This window comes from Hymenobacter metallicola (genome assembly GCF_004745645.1).
GTDB classification, from domain to species: Bacteria; Bacteroidota; Bacteroidia; order Cytophagales; family Hymenobacteraceae; genus Hymenobacter; species Hymenobacter metallicola.
In genome coordinates, this window is record NZ_SRMB01000001.1 from 510,144 (window position 1) to 529,525 (window position 19,382).

Below are 19,382 nucleotides of genomic sequence, written 5' to 3' on the forward strand. Positions count from 1 at the left end.
TTATGGCCAACTTATCCAAACAAGCGGCACTGGCCCTCTCGTCGGCGGCCGTCGTTATGCCCGAGGCGGAGCACTTTGAGCTGCCCGAAAAGGTATTGCAGTTCGGCACGGGCGTGCTGCTGCGCGGCCTGCCCGACTACCTCATCGACAAAGCCAACCGCCAGGGCATCTTCAACGGCCGCATCGTGGTGGTCAAGTCGACCGACGGGGGCGACGCTACGGCTTTCGACCGGCAGGACGGGCTCTACACGCTCAGCATCCGCGGGGTGGAAGATGGCAGTACCATCGAGGAAAACGTGGTCTGCTCGGCCATTAGCCGGGTCTTGTCGGCCAAAAGTCAGTGGGAGCAGGTGCTGCGCGTAGCCCGGAACCCGGAGTTGACGGTCGTTATTTCCAACACCACGGAGGTCGGTATTCAGCTGGTTTCGGAGTCCATCCAGCAAAGCCCGCCCCAGTCGTTTCCCGGCAAGCTGCTGGCCGTGCTCTACGCCCGCTACCAGGCGTTTGGCGGCGCCCCGGATAAGGGTCTGGTCATCGTGCCCACCGAGTTGATTCCCAACAACGGCAGCAAGCTGGAAAGCATCGTGCTGGAGCTGGCCCACCTCAACGGCCTCGACGCCGAGTTCATCGAGTGGCTGGAATCGGCCAACTCGTTCTGCAACTCCCTCGTGGACCGCATCGTGCCCGGCCGCCCCGACGCCGCCACGCAAGCCGCGCTGGAAGCTGAGCTGGGCTACTCCGACAACTTGCTCACGATGTCGGAAGCCTACTTGCTCTGGGCCATTGAAGGCGACGCGCACGTGAAATCGGTGCTGTCCTTTGAGCAGGCTGATGCGGGCGTTGTCGTGCAGCCCAACATCGACCTGTTCCGCGAGCTGAAGCTGCGCTTGCTCAACGGCACCCACACGCTCAGCTGCGGCCTGGCCTTTCTGGCCGGCTTCGACACCGTGCGCTCTGCCATGGACGACGCGGCCCTGGCTGGCTTTATCCAAAACCTGATGCTGGCCGATCTGTTGCCCGGCATTCCCTACAGCGTGGATGAAAAAGTGGGGCAGCGCTTCGGCATGCAGGTTCTGGACCGGTTCCGCAACCCCTACATCGAGCACCGGTGGTTGGGCATTACGCTCAACTACACCATGAAAATTCAGATGCGCAACGTGCCCACGCTGCTGCATTACTACCAGAAGCTGGCCGTGGTGCCCGACTACATGGCCCTGGGCTTTGCCGCCTACCTGCTGTTTATGCGCGGCACCCAGCTGCACGACGACGTGTGGTACGGCGAGGCGAACGGCCAGGCTTACCCGATTCAGGACGAGAAGGCCGGCTACTTCGCCGACCTCTGGCAGCGCCAGGCGCCGGCGGAATTAATCCAAACCGTACTGCGTAATAAAACCCTCTGGGGCCACGATTTGGCCCAACTGCCCGGCTTCGCGGCCCGCGTCGAGAAGTACCTGCACAAGCTCTTGCAGGACGGCGCCCCGGCCACGCTGGCCAGCTATTTCACCCAAAAGGTTTCCCTTGCCTCATGAAGCATTTAGTAGCCCAGATTCACCCGCACGACAACGTCCTGGTAGCCCTCACGGACCTGCCCATCGGTACGCCCGTGCCGTGGAAGGACGGCATGATTACCACTACCCAGGCCATTCCGGCCAAGCATAAAGTAGCCCCCCAGGCCTTCGAGCCCGGCGACCTGGTCCACATGTACGGCGTGCTCGTGGGCAAAGTGCGCCAGAGCATTCCGCTCGGCGGCCTGCTCACGACGTCCAACATTCAGCACGCCACCGATTCGTTTGACCAAACTTCGGGCATGCACCGCCTCAACTGGCCCGTGCCCGACGTAACCAAGTGGCAGGAGCGCACCTTTATGGGCTTCCACCGCGCCGACGGCCGCGTGGGCACGGCCAACTACTGGCTCGTAATTCCCTTGGTATTCTGCGAAAACCGCAACATTCAGGTCCTGGAAGCCGCCTTGGTGGACGACCTGGGGTACGGCCGCAAGAAAAGCTACCAGCCCCAGACTCAGGAGCTGATTGCCTTGATGCAGGCCGGCAAAACGGTGGAGGAAATCCTGCAGGCCGACTTGCAGGGCGCCGAAACCAGCCGGCAGAAACCCCGGCTGTTTCCCAACGTGGACGGCGTACGGTTTCTAACCCACGAGGGCGGCTGCGGCGGTATCCGCCAGGATGCCCAAACCCTGTGCGGCCTGCTGGCTGGCTACATCACCCACCCCAACGTGGCGGGTGCTACGGTGCTCAGCCTGGGCTGCCAGAACGCGCAGGTGAGCATGCTCCAGGACGAAATCAACAAGCGCAGCCCCCAGTTCTATAAGCCGCTCTACATTCTGGAGCAGCAGAAAATCGGCACCGAAGAGGCCCTGATCAGCACGGCCCTGCGCCAGACTTTCGCCGGCCTGATGCAGGCCAACGCCCAGCACCGCCAGCCCGCGCCCCTGAGTAAGCTGACTATTGGCCTGGAGTGCGGCGGCTCGGACGGCTTCTCCGGCATTTCGGCCAACCCCGCCGTGGGGCATGTGTCGGATATGCTCGTGGCCCTCGGTGGCTCGGTTATCCTGGCCGAATTCCCCGAGCTCTGCGGCGTGGAGCAGGAACTCGTCGACCGTTCCGTGGACCAGCCGACGGCCGAGCGGTTCAGCTCCCTGATGAAGGCCTACGGCGAGTCGGCGGTGGCCGTGGGTTCGGGCTTCGACATGAACCCCTCGCCGGGCAACATCCGCGACGGGCTGATTACCGACGCCATGAAATCAGCCGGGGCAGCGCGCAAAGGCGGTTCTTCGCCGGTCGTGGCCGTGCTCGACTACCCCGAACTGGTGACCAAACCGGGCCTGAACCTGCTCTGCACCCCCGGCAACGACGTGGAGTCGACGACGGCCGAGGTAGGGTCGGGGGCCAACATCGTGCTCTTTACCACCGGCCTGGGCACGCCCACCGGCAACCCGATTGCGCCCGTAGTAAAGATTTCGAGCAACACGGCCCTGGCCCAGCGCATGCCCGACATTATCGACCTGAACACCGGAACGGTTATCGACGGCGAAGAAACCATCGAGCAGGCCGGGGAACGGATTCTGGACTACGTCATTCGCGTGGCCAGCGGCGAGGAAGTAGCCGCCGTGCGCCACGGCCAAACCGACTTCATTCCCTGGAAACGTGGCGTTTCTTTGTAAGTGGGTTTTGGTTAGTGGTTTATGGTTTTTGGTCGATATAAAACAGCAGGCGAAAAACCGTAAACCACTAACCAAAAACTAAATTGTAACTCAGACCATCCTCTTACGGCCGACTTCCCACCCGGCCCCGTGAATATGAAAAAGCCCTTCCTCGACGCGGATTTCCTGCTGCAGACCGAAACGGCCCGCACGCTGTACCACCAGTTTGCGGCCCCGCAGCCCATCATCGACTACCACAACCACCTGCTGCCCGACCAGATTGCCGACGACAAGCAGTTTGAGAACCTGACCCAGATCTGGCTCTACGGCGACCATTACAAGTGGCGGGCCATGCGCACCAACGGCATCGATGAGCGCTACATCACCGGCGACGCGTCGGACTGGGAGAAGTTTGAGAAGTGGGCCGAAACCGTGCCCTACACCCTGCGCAACCCCCTCTACCACTGGACCCACCTGGAGCTGCAGCGCTATTTCGGCGTCACGGAGCTGCTCAACAAGGAGTCGGCCCGCCGCATCTACGACCACTGCTCGGCCCTGCTGCGCACCCCGGAGTACTCGGTGCGCAACCTGCTGCGCAAGATGAACGTGCAGACGCTCTGCACCACCGACGACCCCTCGGACTCCCTGGAACACCACCGCGCCCTGGCCGCCTCCGGCTTCGAGGTGCAGGTGCTGCCCACCTTCCGGGCCGACAAAGCCATGTCGCCGGAAGACCCCGCGGGCTACAACGCCTACCTCGACAAGCTGGGCACCTCGGCCGCCGTGGAAATCCTGACTTACCAGGACCTGCTCACGGCCCTGCGCGTGCGCCACGACTACTTCGCCGCCCTGGGCTGCCGCCTCTCCGACCACGGCCTGGAGCAGATCTACGCCGCCGACTACACCGACGCCGACATCAGCCGCATTTTCGCTAAAGTGCGCGGCGGCGAGCAGCTCGAACAAGCTGAAATCCTGCAGTTCAAGTCGGCCATGCTGGTTTTCCTGGCCGAGCTCGACTGGGAGAAGGGCTGGACTCAGCAGTACCACGTGGGCGCGTTGCGCAACAACAATGCCCGGCAGCTGCGCCAGCTCGGCCCCGACACGGGCTGGGACTCCATCGGCGACTTTGCCCAGGGTCAGGCCATGAGCAAGTTCCTGGACCGCCTCGACACCCAGGACAAGCTGGCCAAGACCATTCTCTACAACCTGAATCCGGCCGACAACGAGCTGTTTGCCACCATGATTGGCAACTTCCAGGACGGCACCGTGCCCGGCAAGCTGCAGTTCGGCTCGGGCTGGTGGTTCCTCGACCAAAAGGACGGTATGGAGCGGCAGATCAACGCCCTGTCGAACCTGGGCCTCTTGAGCCGCTTCGTGGGTATGCTCACCGATTCGCGCTCCTTCCTCTCGTACCCGCGCCACGAGTATTTCCGCCGCATTCTGTGCAACATCCTGGGCAACGACGTGGAAAACGGCGAGCTGCCCGACGATATGGAGCTGCTCGGCACCATGGTGCAGAACATCTGCTACCACAACGCCCGGCAGTACTTCGGCTTCGAAAAGCAGGCTGAGCCGGTCGAAGCTGCCGACGTAGCCGAGAAAGCCTAGCTTGCGGCGGGGCCGGCTGACCGGCGGCCCCGCTCTTTCCCTTTCCTTTACTCACAACCACCCCCTAGATGAAGCAGGTAGTAACGTTCGGCGAAATCATGTTGCGGCTCTCGCCGCCGCTGAACTACCGCTTAACCCAAACCGCCACCTTCGAGGCTACCTACGGCGGCGGCGAAGCCAACGTGGCCGCCTCCCTGACCCAGCTGGGCATGCCCGCGGCCCACGTCACCTGCTTTCCGGCCAACGAGCTGGGCCAGGCCGCTACCCAGCACTTTCAGCGCTACGGCGTAAACATGGCGCACACCGTGTTCCGGGGCGAGCGGCTGGGCTTGTACTTCCTGGAAGTCGGGGCCTCGATGCGGCCCAGCAAGGTGGTTTACGACCGGTTCGACTCGGCCTTTGCCAACCTGTGGCCCGAGGACTTCAACTGGGAAGAGATTCTGAAAGACGCCAGCTGGTTTCACTGGACGGGCATCACGCCGGCCATTTCCGCTTCGGCGGCCCAGGCCTGTAAGGACGCTATTGCGGCGGCCCGCCGCCTGGGTATCCCCGTTTCGGGCGACGTGAACTACCGCCGCAACCTGTGGCAGTACGGGCAGAAAGCCCAGGATGTCATGCCCGGCCTGGTCGAAGGCTGCGACGTCATCGTGGCTTCCGAAAACGATTCCGAGGATTTATTCGGCATTATACCACAAGAAGGTGCCGCGCATAGCTTTACTTCGATGGCCGAGCAGCTCATGGCCCGCTTTCCGAACGTGAAGCAGGTCATTACGACCCGGCGCGAAACTCTCAGCGCTTCTCATAACCAGCTCAAGGGCATCCTCTACGACGGCCAGAGCTTCGTGGAAAGCCCCAGCTACGACATCGTACCCATCGTGGACCGCATCGGCGGTGGCGACGCCTTCATTGCGGGCTTCATCTACGGCTCGCTCAGCTTCAACGACCAGCAGCAGGCCCTGACCTTCGGGGTAGCTTCTTCCGCCCTCAAGCACACCATTCACGGCGACTTCAACCTGGCCACCAAGGCCGAAGTCGACGAAGTCGTGAAAGGCAACACCTCGGGGCGCCTGCTCCGGTAAGTTGGTTTTTAGGTATTGGTTTTTGGTTGTTGGCCCGTTAGGCTGAGCTCTGGAAGCCAATAGTTAAAAGCCTGTCGGTTTTGGTTACTGGTCTTTGGTTGTGGCCCAAGTGGCTTGAAGCTGAAGACCAAAAACCAAAAACCAGTAACCAAAAACCAAAAATATGTCCCAATACTCTACCGCCGAAGTGCTAGAGCGCGTACTGGCGGCGCCCCTGGTGCCGGTCTTCTTCCACGCCGACGCGGCTTACGCCCAACGCGTGGTGCAGGCCTGCTACGAGGGCGGCATCCGCGTCTTTGAATTCACGAACCGCGGCGCCAACGCCTTCGAGGTGTTTTCCCAGCTGCAACGCTTCGTACGCGAAAATCTGCCCGACATGCTCCTGGGCATCGGCACCATCTACACCGCCGCCCAGGCCGAGCAGTTCATCAGCGCCGGCGCCGACTTTGTGGTGCAGCCCATCATGACCACCGACGTAGCCGACGCCTGCCGCCGCCACGACGTGGCCTGGGTGCCCGGCGCTATGACGCTGACCGAGGTCTACAACGCCACGCAACTCGGCGCGGGCCTGGTGAAAATCTTCCCCGGCAACGTGCTGGGCCCGGATTTTATTAAGAGTCTGCGCGGGCCCATGCCCTCGGTGAAGCTGATGGTAACGGGGGGCGTTGAGCCTACCGAGGCCAGCCTCACCGAGTGGTTTGGGGCCGGCGTGAATGTGGTTGGGATTGGCTCCCAGCTCTTTAAAGGTGCCGATGACGTGGCGGTCATCGCGCCGCGTATTGCGCCGCTCATGCAGTTTCTCACCTCTCGCGCTTCCTGATGCAAACAGCCCCGGTTATCCCCCCAGCCGTGCCTAACCCGCCCTCGCTAAACGATACCATCGGTAAGTACCGCTGGACCATCTGCTCCTTGGTGTTTTTTGCCACCACGGTCAACTACCTCGACCGGGCGGTAATTTCCTTGCTCAAGCCCTACCTCGAAACCGAGTTCCGGTGGACCGACGCCGACTACGCCGACATTGAAATTGCCTTCAAGCTGGCTTACTCCCTGGGTATGCTGGGCGTGGGCCGCATCATCGACAAGCTCGGCACCAAGATGGGCTACGCGCTTTCCACGTTCCTGTGGAGCCTGGCTGCCATCGGCCACGCCTTCGTGACCAGCACCCTGGGCTTTTCGGTGGCCCGCGCCTTTCTGGGCGTCACCGAGGCCGGCAACTTCCCCGCCGCCATCAAAACCACGGCCGAGTGGTTTCCGCAGAAGGAGCGGGCCCTGGCTACCGGTATTTTCAACTCCGGCTCCAACGTGGGTGCCATCATTGCCCCGCTCACCGTGCCGCTCATTGCCGAAACCATTGGCTGGCAGTGGGCCTTCATCATCACCGGGGCCCTGGGCTTCGTGTGGCTGGTGCTCTGGTTCTACTTCTACGAAGTGCCCGCCCGCCACGCCAAGCTGACCAAAGCTGAGTTCGACTACATCCACTCCGACGTGGACGATTTGGCTGCGGCTTCCATCGAGACCCAGCCCAAGGTGTCGTGGTTTAAGCTGCTGACCTTCCGCCAGACCTGGGCCTTCGTGCTGGGCAAGTTCCTGACCGACCCGATCTGGTGGTTTTACCTGTTCTGGCTGCCCGACTTCCTCAACAAGCAGTACGGCCTGAAAGGCACGGCCGTGGCTATTCCCGTGGCCATGGTGTACGTGCTGTCGAGCGTGGGCAGCGTGGGTGGGGGCTGGATTCCGCTGAACTTTATCCGCAAGGGCTGGGAGCCGTTCCGGGCCCGCAAAACATCCATGCTGCTCATTGCCCTGTGCGTATTCCCCATCGTATTTGCCCAGTACCTGGGGCAGATCAACATGTGGCTGGCCGTGCTGGTAATCGGCATTGCGGCGGCGGCCCACCAGGCCTGGAGCGCCAATATCTTCACTACCGTGTCGGATATGTTCCCCAAGCGGGCCGTGGCTTCCGTAACCGGTATCGGCGGCATGGCCGGCGGTTTGGGTGGTATTTTGCTTTCGGCCCTAGTGCAGAAGCGCATGTTCGTCTACTACGAAAGCATCGGGCAGAAGGAAACGGCCTACTTCATCATGTTCCTGATTTGCGGCGGGGCCTACCTGCTGGCCTGGGTGATTATGCACTTCCTGGTGCCGCGCATGAAGCCTATTGAAATCGAATAAGGACTGGTTGTTGGTTGTTCGTTTTTGGTTTTTGGTCGCTAAAACGACTGGTGTCAAAGCAAACAACCAATAACCAACAACCAACCACTATTCATGAAACGACTCCTCACCTTTGCCCTGCTGTTCGTGCTCGGCGTAACGGCCCTGGCCCAGTCGGCCGGCAATAAAAAAGATCAGGCCGCCGTCAAGGAAGTAGAAGCCCTGGAGCGGCAGCGCTTCGAGGCCCAGGTCAAGAAGGATTACGCCTTTTTGGAAAAAGTCTTTGCCGACGACCTGGTCTACACCCACTCCAACGGCAAGCAGAACGGCAAGCCCGACTACATCCAGTCCATCCGGGACGGCAAGAGCGTCTACGACAAGATTGACGTGGAAGCCCTGAACGTGCGCGCCTACAACGACGGTAAAGCTGCCGTAGTCAACGGCACCATCACCATTTACCAGCCCAATAAGCCCGACGGCACGCCCAACGTGGCCCACCTCAAGTACGTGGTGGTGCAGGTGAAAGACGCCAAGAAAGGCTGGCAGGTGGTGCTCTGGCAAAGCCAGAAGCAGCCCGAAGCCAAAAGCTAAATTTCTTTGCTTAGCGCGGTTCCCCACCTTGGCAGAGGTGGGGAACCCGCCGGGCCGCTTGCCCCATTTCCTCTCCTTGGTTTGGCAACTTCGCGCGGCTCCTAACCTCCGGTCTGCGCAAACGTTTCCACAGCCGTCGTCCGGCCGCCTCCGCCCGACTTTGCTGGCCTCACCTGCCGTCTGCCAGTCAACTTTGCCTTCGAATCATCCTCTGCACCGCGCCAATAGGAGCGGAGTGCCGTCCTATTGCCCAAATTCTACCCTCCCCACTTTCTGACCTCCCCCATGAGTGCTCCTAACGAAAACACCCTTGCCAGCCCCGTCGGGACGACGCTGGACCGTTATATCATGCGCAAGCAGGCCGAGTTTCCCTTTGCCACCGGGGAGCTGAGCCAGCTGCTGCGCGACATAGCCTTGGCTGCCAAAATCGTGAACCGGGAAATCAACCGGGCCGGCCTGATGGACATTACCGGCAACTACGGCGCTCAAAACGTGCAGGGGGAGCAGCAGCAGAAGCTCGACGTGGTGGCCAATATCCGCTTTATCCGGGCCCTGAAAAACGGGGGCGAAGCCTGCGCCATCTTGTCGGAGGAAGACGACGAAATCATCCACACCGGCAACGACCAGGGCCGCTACGTAGTCGCCATGGACCCCCTGGACGGCTCGTCCAACATCGACGTCAACGTCAGCATCGGCACCATCTTCAGCATCTACCGCCGCGTCTCGCCGATGGGCACCAAGGCCACCCGGGAAGACTTCCTGCAGGGCGGGCGCAAGCAGGTGGCGGCCGGCTACATTCTCTACGGCTCCAGCACCATGCTCGTGTACAGCACCGGGCACGGCGTGGCCTGCTTTACCTATGAGAATTCCCTGGGCGAGTTTTTCCTGTCCCACGACGGGGTGAAAATCCCCGAGCAGGGCACCACGTTTTCCTGCAACGAAGGCAACTGGTTTGATTACCCGGAGTGGGTGCGCCGCTACCTGACCGAGTGCAAGCAGCGCCGCTACAGTGGGCGCTACATCGGCTCGTTGGTAGCCGACTACCACCGCAACCTGTTCAAGGGCGGTATTTACCTGTACCCGCCCACGGCCAAAAACCTTAACGGCAAGCTGCGTTTGCTCTACGAAGGCTACCCGCTGGCCTTTCTCATCGAGCAGGCGGGCGGCAAAGCCCTGGTCGGCGCCGAAGCCGTACTCGACATCGTGCCCACCGATTACCACCAGCGCGCCCCGCTCTTTATTGGCTCTTCGCAGATGGTCGACGACCTGGTGGCTTGCATGGAACAGGAGGGAAGAACGGCCCCGTCCAAGGTTGCCTAAGTTAAATCAAACAACTTTCTTAGGCGGCTTACGCTACTATTGCACGCTCCATCTGCTCCCACCCGCCCGGTCCAATCCACCATTCTCACACATTCTTTCATGCCCAAAATCATTTCGCCCGCGGTAGAATTCGGCTCTTTGCTGAACCAGGTTAAGCAGATTACCCCTGAAATTTTTACCCAGGACGGCAAGTTCCAGAACCTGATGGAAGGCCAGTGGCAGCAGCCCGGCACCCCCCGCGAGTTTACTTCGCCTATCGACGGAACCCAGCTGGGCTGGATGCCCATGCTGAACCGGGAGCAGGCCCTGAAAGCCGTGCAGTTTGCCAAAAAGGAAGCTACCGCCTGGGCCGCCACCGACCTCGATGCCCGCCGCGAGAAGGTCCAGAACTGCCTTAATCAGCTGCGCCCCCACGTGGAGCTGGTAGGCAAGCTGCTGATGTGGGAAATCGGCAAAACCTATAAGCTGGGCTTCACCGACATTGACCGCGCCATCGAGGGCGTGCAGTGGTACGTCGACAACATTGAGGAAATGCTGGGCTCCCGCACCCCGCTGGGCTTGGTGAGCAACATTGCATCCTGGAACTACCCACATTCAGTGCTGTTGCACGCGGTGCTGGTGCAGGCGTTGTGCGGCAACTCGGTGATTGCCAAAACCCCCACCGACGGCGGCTTTATCTCCCTGAGCTTCGCCTTTGCCATTGCCCGCCGCTGCGGCCTGCCCGTGACGCTGGTCAGCGGTGGGGGCGGCGAGCTGAGCGAGGTGCTGGTCAAAAACGAAGCCGTGGACTGCCTGAGCTTTGTGGGCGGGCGCTACAACGGCCGCAACATTGCCGACGCCCTGAGCCAGGAGCACAAGCGCTACATGCTGGAAATGGAAGGCGTGAACACCTACGGCATCTGGGACTACTCCGATTGGAACTCCCTGGCCGACCAGCTCAAGAAAGGCTACGACTACGGCAAGCAACGCTGCACGGCCTACGTGCGGTTTGTGGTGCAGCGGAGCCTGTTCCCGGAGTTTCTCGAAACCTACCACGCGGCCGTAAAGAGCCTGAAAGTGGGCAACCCCACGCTGGTCGACAACCCCGGCGACGCCCTGCCCGACCTGGCTTTCGGGCCCGTTATCAATAAAACCCAGGCCGAAGACCTCGACCGGCTCTACGACAACGCGCTGAAAACCGGCGCTACTCCCATCTATGCCGGCAAGCTCGACGACAGCCTGTTTCTGCCCGGCCAGGACAGGAGTACCTACCGCGCCCCGCGGGCCCTGGTCAACCTGCCCCGGCAGAGCGAGCTGTACTTCAAGGAACCCTTCGGCCCCATCGACTCCATTGTGCTCGTCGACCGGGTCGAGGAGCTGGTGGGCGAAATGAACATCTCCAACGGGGCTTTGGTAGCCGCCGTGGCCTCCGACGACCCGAAGTGGGCTGCCCGCACGGCCCGCGAAGTGCGCGCCTTTAAGGTGGGCGTCAACAAGCTCCGCTCCCGCGGCGACCGGGAAGAGGTGTTCGGCGGCCTGGGCGAATCCTGGAAGGGTGCCTTTGTGGGTGGCAAGCTGCTGGTGGAAGCCGTGACCGAAGGCGCCCCCGCCCAACCGGTGCTCGGCAACTACCCCGAGGCCACGCTGCTGCCCGAGAAAATCTAGGCGGCCGGTTGATTGAGCTGAGCATAAGAAGGGGCGGAGTTTCCGGTTGGAGACTCCGCCCCTTCTTGTGTCGCCCCTGTTCAGACTACAAAACCTGTTTTACGGCAAATGTAAACCGGGTGCTGCCGGCCAGCCCGTTGCCCGCAAGTCCCTGCACGACTACCACGTAGCGGCCGGGCTGGTCGGCGGTGTAAAAATCCAGGCTGGTGCTGCGGGTGGCGGACGTGGTATTCACGTCCGGGTTCCAGTAGAGCAGGTTGCGCAGGTCGGGGAGGTGGCTCTGCCGGGCTTCGGGCGTATCGTAGCGGGGCGCGTAAAACTCCCGCTGCAGCTGCAGGCCCTCATACTCTTGCAGCAGGGCGTGCGGGTCAAGCTTGTGGTTGCCCAGGTTGCCTTTGTACGTGGTGTAGCTCACCACGCCCTGATGAATGCTACGCCCGTGAAAATACCGGCTCGTAACCACTTCCAGCTTCTGAATCTGGAGCGGGTCCAGCGCCATTACCTTGTCGATGTTGAAGATCGGCACTCCGTCGAGCAGCACCAGCGGGTCGTCGGTCATCGGCGTTTTGGTCAGCTGATCCATCACCTGAAAGTGAAAATGCCCTTTGCGGCTGCGCACCAGCACCCCCGGCACATACTCGCGCATCACCTCTTCCATCACTTTAAAGCGGGTGTAGTCTTCCAGCAAATACCGTTCGCCCGGCTTGCCATAGAAGGGAATACTGTCATTGGCTGGGAAGCGGAAGCGGTTCGTGAGCTTTTTGAAGTAAGCCGTTTGCACCTGGCTCTGCACGTGGCGCTGGGCAATTTCGGGTCGAAAAAACTCGGTTACCTGAAACGACGGCACCTGCCGGGCAGCGTATTCCGCGGAAAAAGGGGAGTATACTTCCACGCGGAAAGTGCTGTCGAGCTGGGTATTGGGCTGAACAACGATTTCTTTGAATCCATAAAAGTCCCGCATGTCGAACTGGAAGGTGCCGTCGGGCTGGCTGACATCGGTGTAGAGGCGGGCCTGCCGGCTGGGGCTGGCCAGATACACCGTGACCCCCGGCGCGGCCTGCCCGGTGCCGCCTTGCGTCAGCCGCCCCTGAATCCAGGGGCCGGTGCTTTCGGGATAGAAGCGCAGGGCCGGTTTTTTATTCGCCACCACGTCTTCCCAGCGGAAGCGGCTCCAGCCCTGGGTCAGCATTAGGTTGTCGGCCGCCTGGGCTACGTCGGGCGAGGTAGCCGAGAAATAGTATTCCGGATTTTCAATGTATCCTTTCACGTCCGAGGCCAGCCACAGGTAGCTGCTGATTGTAGCAGCCGGGGCCGCCGCCAACGAATCGAGCCGGTATACCGCCACGGATAAACTGGCGGGAACGGGCCCGGCGGCCAGTTGCAGCGTCACCTTGTCGCGGGTTGCATACGTGGTCTTGTCGGTCTTGCCACTGATGGAGAGCCGCTGCGTTGGGGCTTTGAAATAAAGCCGTTCGCACAGGGGCTTACGGGCGCTGTTGAAAACGGTAAAGTGCGTGATGCCGTCGGCCAGGTCGTTCTGGTCTATGGTAAACACGGCCTGCTGCCCCCGAAAGCGGCCCACGGTAGCAACGGAAGGCACGTGGCGGGCGTGGCCCAGCAGCAAAACATCCTCGGCCGCCAGTTCCGCTCTGGTCGTCTGAACGGAAAGAGTCAGCGCCCCGGGTTGGTCCTGGCTTAGGTGCAGCACATAGCCGTGCTCCTGCACGGCGGGGAGTTTGCGGGTGAGGGTCTGCTTGTTGGGCAGCTGAATAATGGCGCTGTAGGTAGCCCCAGCCTCTGCCGGAGTAAAGGAAAACGAGCCCAAGCCGAACTTCAAGGTCTTGAACTGGGCCACGTTGCGGCCCTGCTGGTCAATGATAATGCCGGCGGCCTCCGTGCCTTTGCCCAGTGGGTCGGTTACCTTGAAGGCCACGGTGCTCGTCAGGCCCTTCACCAGCTGACCGCCTTCCGGGAAAAACTGAGCCTCGAAGCCCGCGGTTTCCGAAGCGGGCTTTCCGCCCCCGGTGCCAAAGGTGTTGAAAATGGTGATGGCGCTGTGAAAATAGAAGTCGGGCGCCGCGTTTTTCATCCAGCTGGTGTAGGCCCGAATGGTGTAGGTGCCGGAGGCCATATTTTTGGGCAGCACAAACGAGCCCTGGCCCATGGCCTGCTGCAAGCCAATTTTGCCCTGCAGTACGGGTTTCTGGTCCTGGTCGAGCAGTTCTACGTAGGCTACTTTGCTCACCGTGAGTGGTTTGTGCAGCATACCGTCCACGGCATATACCTTAAACCACATAACTTCCCCGCTCACGTAGAAGGGCCGGTCGACGTGCAAAAACAGCTTTTCCGGCAGTTGCTGCTGGCTGTAGCGGCTCAGTTGCCGGCTCACGGCGCGCAGCGAATCGGTTTGGCCGTAGGCAGTGCCCCAGCCCGCTGCCCACAGCAGCAAGCCCGTGAGCAGGCTGGCCCGAACCAGAAACCCACGTCCGGCACGTTGATAATACGAGGTAGAGCTTCTATTCACAGAAGAACGGGCTGAATGCGCAAGGATTACTTCCAGAAAGCGGGGGGGGTATTATTGCCGCGGCGGCGGCAGTCGATGCAGTCGGCGTAGTGAGCCGTGTAGCCCCGGCCTTCCAGAAAGTCAAGCGGCAGGTAGTTGGCCGTGGTAAAGGAGACAGACACGTTTATAAAATTTACCGTGTCGGGCCGCACGCAGTTCTCGTAACCGGTTTCAAAGGTCCAGGCGGCCGGCAGATCCTCCCGGCTGATGAACAGCCGCTTTTCCTGCACCGAGTAGGCCCCGATAAAGCCCAGCACTAGTTCCGAGGGGTCGGTCAGGCAGTGAATGTTGCCCGTAAGCTGGCTGGGCAGCGGGTCGAACAGCGTGCCAATGTTTTCCGTGTTCTTGCGTAGGGCTTCCCAGTAGGCAAATTCCTCCACGCTCTGGGCGTACTGCTTCACCAGCACGCTGTACTTATAGCGCAGCTTTACCGAGGTGGAGGGCAGCGTCAGCAGCGGATATTTGGCTACCACGTCCTGGCTCAACTTGGTGGTGGTATTGAGCTTGATAAAGCCGCTGGGTTGGGAGGTCCAGCACCGGTAAATATTCACCGTCCGCTGCTGCATCTTGTTATTAACGTACTCGTAATAGCTGCGGTAGGCCGAGGTAAACTCCCAGGTTTCGTCCATATCCCAGCGGTAATACTGGGTTTGGTTAGTGTTGTCGTGGGTACTCACCAGCACCCGCACCCCGGCGTTTTCCACCTCCCAGGCCACCTCGTCGATGGGAGGGGTGAATTTTGCCCGGGTGTAGTCCGTGACGTACTCCCGGCCGGTCCGGGTGTTGAAGTGCAGCCGGTACTTGCGGGCCGGGTTGAGCTGCAGCCGGGCCGAAACATAGGTGCCCGCCGTGGTTTCGGTGAGCGGGTAGCGTTGCCCGGCCTCCTCCTCGATAAAGATAGTAGCCTTGGCCTCCACCGGCGGGGGCGTTTTGGCTTTCAGCCCCAGGCTGCGCGTAAGCCGGATGGTGGTCACCCCGTCGCTGTTCAGAAAGCCGTCCACCACCAGAAAACTCTGGGGGGCATTGCTGATGTCCGGCTCAAACGTTTCGATGCAGCTGCTCAGGCCCAGCACCAATGTGCACCAGACCAGCAGCCGAACCCGTAAACTCACGTGCGTATTCATCTAGAATTTGAAGTTGTAGGTGATGGTCGGGATGGGCCGGCCGAAAATGGACAGCTGATACCCGTTGATTTGCCCGTTTTCCGCTTTGTAGTACACGGAGTAGGGGTTTTTGCGGCCCGTCAGGTTGTACACCGCCAGGGTCCAGGAGCCGTGGGCCAGCTTCTTGATTTTGTGGTTGCCCTCAATATTCAGCGCCAGGTCGGCGCGGTAGTAGTCGGGCACGCGGTAGGCGTTGCGCTCCGAGTAGTATACCCGCATAGAGTTGCCGACGTAGAACTTGGCCAGGGGCAGGGTGATGGGGCGGCCCGTGTTGTAGGTGAAATTCAGGGAAGTGCTGAACCGCCGGCTGAAGCGGTAGTTGCCAATCATGGTGAAGTCGTGGGGCTTATCGAAGTTGCTGGGGTAAAACTTGCCGCCGTTGATAACGTCGCCGTTCGGGCCCGTATCGACGCGCACCAGGGAGCGGGAATAAGTGTAGCTCACCCAGCCATTAAGCTTGCCGGTCAGCTTTTTTGCCATCACCTCCACGCCGTAAGCCTTGCCCTCGGCATTCACCACGTCGGTTTCGATGTGGTGGTTGAGCACCAGCGTCGCCCCGCTCTTGTAGTCCACAAAGTCGTGCATGGCCTTGTAGTAGGTTTCTACCGATGTCTCAATCGTGTTGGATTTGAAGTTGCGGTAGAAACCGATGGAATACTGGTCGCCCACCTGGGGGCGAAGGTGGTCGTCACTCAGCTTCCAGATATCCGTCGGCGACATCGACGCCGTATTCGACAGCATGTGAATGTATTGGCGCATACGGTTGTAGCTGGCCTTCACCGAGGCGTTGTCCGACAAGGCGTACTTCACCGACACCCGGTATTCGGGGCCGTGGTAGGTGGCAATGCTGGCCCCGGCTTTGTGCGAAATCGTGTCCGTTATCGTATTCTCCGACTTGGAAAGGCCGGGCAAGTAGGCATAGGTATCGCGCGGCCCCAGGGCATTAAACAAGGAGTAGCGCAGGCCCAGGGAAACGGCAAACCGCGAGGTGACATCTATTTTATCGGACACGTAGAGTGCGTGTTCCAGGGCCTGCTCCCGGGGCAGCACGTCGCGCTTAATCAGGGACGCGCCACCGATGGGCGTTAAGCTACCGGCCGCCACGGAATAGTAGATGTTGTTGATGCCGAAGTCGATAGTGTGCTTGTTGTTACGGAAGTAGCTGAAATCAGCCTGCAGGTTGGTTTGGTTGATGCCGAAGGCCAGCTCCGAGGCATTCACCTCGTTCTTCTCGTTTTTGATGCTGTACCGGTAATGGCTGTAGGCGCCCGTCAGCACCCCGTACAGCTTGTTGCTAAAGTTATGCTGCCACTTCAGGCTGGCCGTCTGGTTTACATAGCGGTACAGCGTATCGGAGGCCAGCTTGAACTGGTCGCGGCTGCTGTACCCGGTGGCATACACCGCATTTTTGTCGTTGATCTGATGACTTATGTGGGCGTTCAGGTCGTAGAAAGAGGCGGAGCTTTCCTGGTAGGTTTTGTTGGGAATCTGGTGCAGCAGCCAGTCGGAGTAGCTCGTGCGGCCGGCCAGAATAAAGGCGCTCTTGTCCTTGATTAGCGGGCCTTCCAGGGTCAGGCGGCTGGTCATCAGGCCAATGCCGCCCGAGCCCGAAAACTTCTTCTTGTTGCCGTCGCGGGTGGTAATATCCAGCACCGACGACAGCCGTCCGCCGTACTTCGCCGGCACGGCGCTTTTGTAGAGCTCCACGGTTTTGAGCACATCCGGATTAAAGGCCGAGAAGAAGCCAAACAGGTGGGCCGGGTTATACACCGTCGCGTCGTTGAACAGAATCAGGTTCTGGTCGGTGGCTCCGCCGCGCACGTTCATGCCCGTGCTGCCTTCGCCCACCGACTTTACGCCCGGCAGCGTGAGCACCACCCGCAGAATGTCGGTTTCGCCGAAGGCCGTGGGTACCTGCCGGATGGTCTTGATGTCGAGCTTTTCCACGCCCATCTGCAAGCCCGCCACGTTGCGGTCCTTCTCGGCCTCGATAACGACTTCCTTTAGGTTGGTAATGTCTTCTTCCACTTCCAGCTCCAGCTTGCCGTCGGCCAGCAACTGCACCTGGCGCCGGGTATTCTTGATGCCGATACCCCGGATATTAAGCGTGTAGCGGCCCGCGGGCAAAGTCAGGGCATAGTAGCCAAACTGGTCGGTGGTGGTGCCTACCGTACTGGGCGATTCTACAAACACGGCGGCCCCAATAACGGGCTCCCCGGAGGCCGCCTCCCGCACGTGCCCGGCCAGCGTTACTTTGCCCGAGGCTGGTGCAGCTCCTTTCTTCCCAATTTCATACAGCTTGAGCTCGGAAGTGCCCGCGGGACGGGGCTCCTCTTCGGTAGGAGTAGGTTCTGCTTCGGCGGCGGCGGCTAGCATGGCCCCATCCCGCGTAAAGATATTGTCGGGCAGATTGGGCTGAATGGCAGTGCCGCTGGTAACGAACACACGTCGTTCCGCATCGATGGCAAAACGGAAGGACGTGTTGCGCAGCGCCGTTTGTAGCACGACTTGCAGGGGCTGGTCGTGCACCTGCAGCCGCACGAGCAGCGTGTCCAGGGCCTCGGGTTGGTAGTAAATGCGGTATGCCGTTTGGGCCTCCAGCTGTCTGACAAATTCGGGGAACCGAATAGCATTGAACTCTCCGCTTACGAGCGGGTCGGAAAGTTGCTGGCCCACGGCCGGGCTGCCTGGGTAGCTCCACAGTAGAAAGAAAAAAAACAGAGCATAAATATTTCTCATAGAAGCGTAAATGCGGCCAAAAAACGCGGAACCCGGCAAAAGTGAATCTGCTCGGCTAGGGCAGGCTGTCGTACTGCCGAGCGACTTTGATAAAGGATTGTTCTTGCTGGTCTTTGGCAAAGCTCAGCTTCTGCGCGCTTATGTAGTGGCGTAGGTCTTTTTTCTTTTCCGGCACTGCCCCTAACAAGGAGCCCTTGCTGGTAAGCGGGTAAAACTTACCGTCCTTTTCCAAGTAGAAGCGGTTGGATTCCTGCAACTCTACTTGCACTCCGCCGCCCGTTATCTGCTCGTTCCACTTCTTCAGGCGCTTTGCCAACACGCGGGTTTTGCCTTCAAAAAGTACGTCGTAATAGCCCGTGGGCAAGTCCCCGGTTGTATTCTGGCCGGCGTAGCGCACAAACCGATGGCCCTTGACCGTGAAGTAATTTACCTTCTCCTCCACGAGCCTGAGTTTGAAGGGGCTCCCGGGGAATTTCAGCACCAACTGATCAAGGCGAATATCATACAGCAACGGCACGTTTCTGTACAATGCTCCATCATAGAAAACGTCGCCCAGTTGCTCTTCCGAACTCAGGTAGAACTGATGCCCTGTGACGTTGCGGTAATTTTTCTCGTAATTCAGATACTCGGGGCCACTGTACAAGGCCGCGGTATTTTCGAGGGGCTGGCGTTGCAGGTGGGTCAGGTGGTGCGTGGCGGCTGCCAAGGCGGTGGAATCGGCAGTTTTATTTTGGCCAAATGCCTGATCTGTAGATTCTAAAGCGAAGAGTGCTAATGTGCCCAGCAAACGTAATGACTTCATAGGAGCAACTAGATAGGGGACCAGGGGCACAGTGAGTAGGCTAGCAGCTGATAAGGTAGATGATGTATTGGTGAGGGTTAATATTTTATTTGAAACGTTAAGGATTATCTAAATATAAGCCTAAAACAACTCGGTTACCCTTATTGCTTGACATGACCCACCAAGCAGCAACATGGTTGCTTGCGGTTACCGCCTGCCCCTGGTAGCTGCCGACACTGGCGCTATTGTTCACACGGGGGCCATTCGCAGGGGCGGAGCAGCTAGGAACGGGGCCAAAACAAAAAAGCCTTCTGGTGAGAACCAGAAGGCTTTTGGCAGGCAAAATAAATTGACCTTTGTAGTCCGTAGGGGAATCGAACCCCTGTTGGTAGAATGAAAATCTACTGTCCTAACCCCTAGACGAACGGACCAGATATCAAAATGGGACGGGTAGTAGTCCGTAGGGGAATCGAACCCCTGTTGGCAGAATGAAAATCTGCAGTCCTAACCCCTAGACGAACGGACCAGATAACTGTCCTATCCCGTTTTGATGCTGCAAAGATAGATAGCGAAGCTTGCAGCG

13 protein-coding genes and 2 tRNA genes are annotated in these 19,382 nt (G+C 60.0%); 9 read left to right on the plus strand and 6 right to left on the minus strand.

Annotated features, from left to right (window positions below; translation table 11 throughout):
- Positions 1-2 precede the first annotated feature (2 nt).
- The 9 genes from E5K02_RS02115 (at position 3) to E5K02_RS02155 (ending at position 11,553) form a co-directional block, all read left to right on the plus strand.
- On the plus strand, positions 3-1,529 hold the full coding sequence (locus E5K02_RS02115; protein ID WP_135391655.1) for a tagaturonate reductase: 1,527 nt from the start codon (positions 3-5) through the stop codon (positions 1,527-1,529).
- Complete coding sequence (locus tag E5K02_RS02120; protein WP_135391656.1) at positions 1,526-3,181, plus strand: UxaA family hydrolase; 1,656 nt, start codon at positions 1,526-1,528, stop codon at positions 3,179-3,181. The genes E5K02_RS02115 and E5K02_RS02120 overlap by 4 nt, the downstream gene beginning before the upstream one ends.
- Positions 3,182-3,316: 135 nt before the next feature.
- Positions 3,317-4,768 carry a glucuronate isomerase gene (uxaC, locus tag E5K02_RS02125; RefSeq protein ID WP_135391657.1) on the plus strand — a complete coding sequence of 484 codons (1,452 nt, stop codon included), beginning with the start codon at positions 3,317-3,319 and terminating at the stop codon, positions 4,766-4,768.
- 68 nt (positions 4,769-4,836) lie between these two features.
- Positions 4,837-5,847: a sugar kinase gene (locus E5K02_RS02130; protein WP_135391658.1), complete on the plus strand. Its 1,011-nt coding sequence runs from the start codon at positions 4,837-4,839 to the stop codon at positions 5,845-5,847.
- Between the two features lie 163 nt (positions 5,848-6,010).
- Positions 6,011-6,667, plus strand: coding sequence for a beta/alpha barrel domain-containing protein (locus E5K02_RS02135; RefSeq protein ID WP_135391659.1), 657 nt, complete (start codon positions 6,011-6,013; stop codon positions 6,665-6,667).
- A 29-nt stretch (positions 6,668-6,696) separates the two neighbouring features.
- A complete protein-coding gene (locus tag E5K02_RS02140) occupies positions 6,697-8,019 on the plus strand; it encodes an MFS transporter (RefSeq protein ID WP_240737114.1) in 1,323 nt (440 codons plus the stop codon).
- 93 nt (positions 8,020-8,112) lie between these two features.
- Complete coding sequence (locus E5K02_RS02145) at positions 8,113-8,589, plus strand: nuclear transport factor 2 family protein (RefSeq protein ID WP_135391661.1); 477 nt, start codon at positions 8,113-8,115, stop codon at positions 8,587-8,589.
- A 285-nt stretch (positions 8,590-8,874) separates the two neighbouring features.
- A complete protein-coding gene (fbp, locus tag E5K02_RS02150; protein WP_135391662.1) occupies positions 8,875-9,909 on the plus strand; it encodes a class 1 fructose-bisphosphatase in 1,035 nt (344 codons plus the stop codon).
- Positions 9,910-10,008: 99 nt separating this feature from the next.
- Positions 10,009-11,553, plus strand: a complete 1,545-nt coding sequence (locus E5K02_RS02155; RefSeq protein ID WP_135391663.1) for an aldehyde dehydrogenase family protein — start codon at positions 10,009-10,011, stop codon at positions 11,551-11,553.
- Between the two features lie 85 nt (positions 11,554-11,638).
- Here the strand turns inward: E5K02_RS02155 and E5K02_RS02160 are convergent, their stop codons facing one another.
- The 6 genes from E5K02_RS02160 to E5K02_RS02185 all read right to left on the minus strand — a co-directional run bounded on the left by E5K02_RS02160 (position 11,639) and on the right by E5K02_RS02185 (position 19,325).
- Positions 11,639-14,077 (minus strand): hypothetical protein, encoded by a 2,439-nt coding sequence (locus tag E5K02_RS02160; RefSeq protein ID WP_135391664.1) that lies wholly within the window; start codon positions 14,075-14,077, stop codon positions 11,639-11,641.
- 26 nt (positions 14,078-14,103) lie between these two features.
- A complete protein-coding gene (locus E5K02_RS02165; RefSeq protein WP_135391665.1) occupies positions 14,104-15,240 on the minus strand; it encodes a DUF4249 domain-containing protein in 1,137 nt (378 codons plus the stop codon).
- A complete protein-coding gene (locus tag E5K02_RS02170; RefSeq protein ID WP_135391666.1) occupies positions 15,241-18,018 on the minus strand; it encodes a TonB-dependent receptor in 2,778 nt (925 codons plus the stop codon).
- A gap of 55 nt (positions 18,019-18,073) precedes the next feature.
- Positions 18,074-18,724: a hypothetical protein gene (locus E5K02_RS02175; protein ID WP_167856253.1), complete on the minus strand. Its 651-nt coding sequence runs from the start codon at positions 18,722-18,724 to the stop codon at positions 18,074-18,076.
- 434 nt (positions 18,725-19,158) lie between these two features.
- Positions 19,159-19,230: transfer RNA gene (locus E5K02_RS02180), tRNA-Glu, on the minus strand.
- 23 nt (positions 19,231-19,253) lie between these two features.
- Positions 19,254-19,325: transfer RNA gene (locus tag E5K02_RS02185), tRNA-Glu, on the minus strand.
- Positions 19,326-19,382 lie beyond the last annotated feature (57 nt).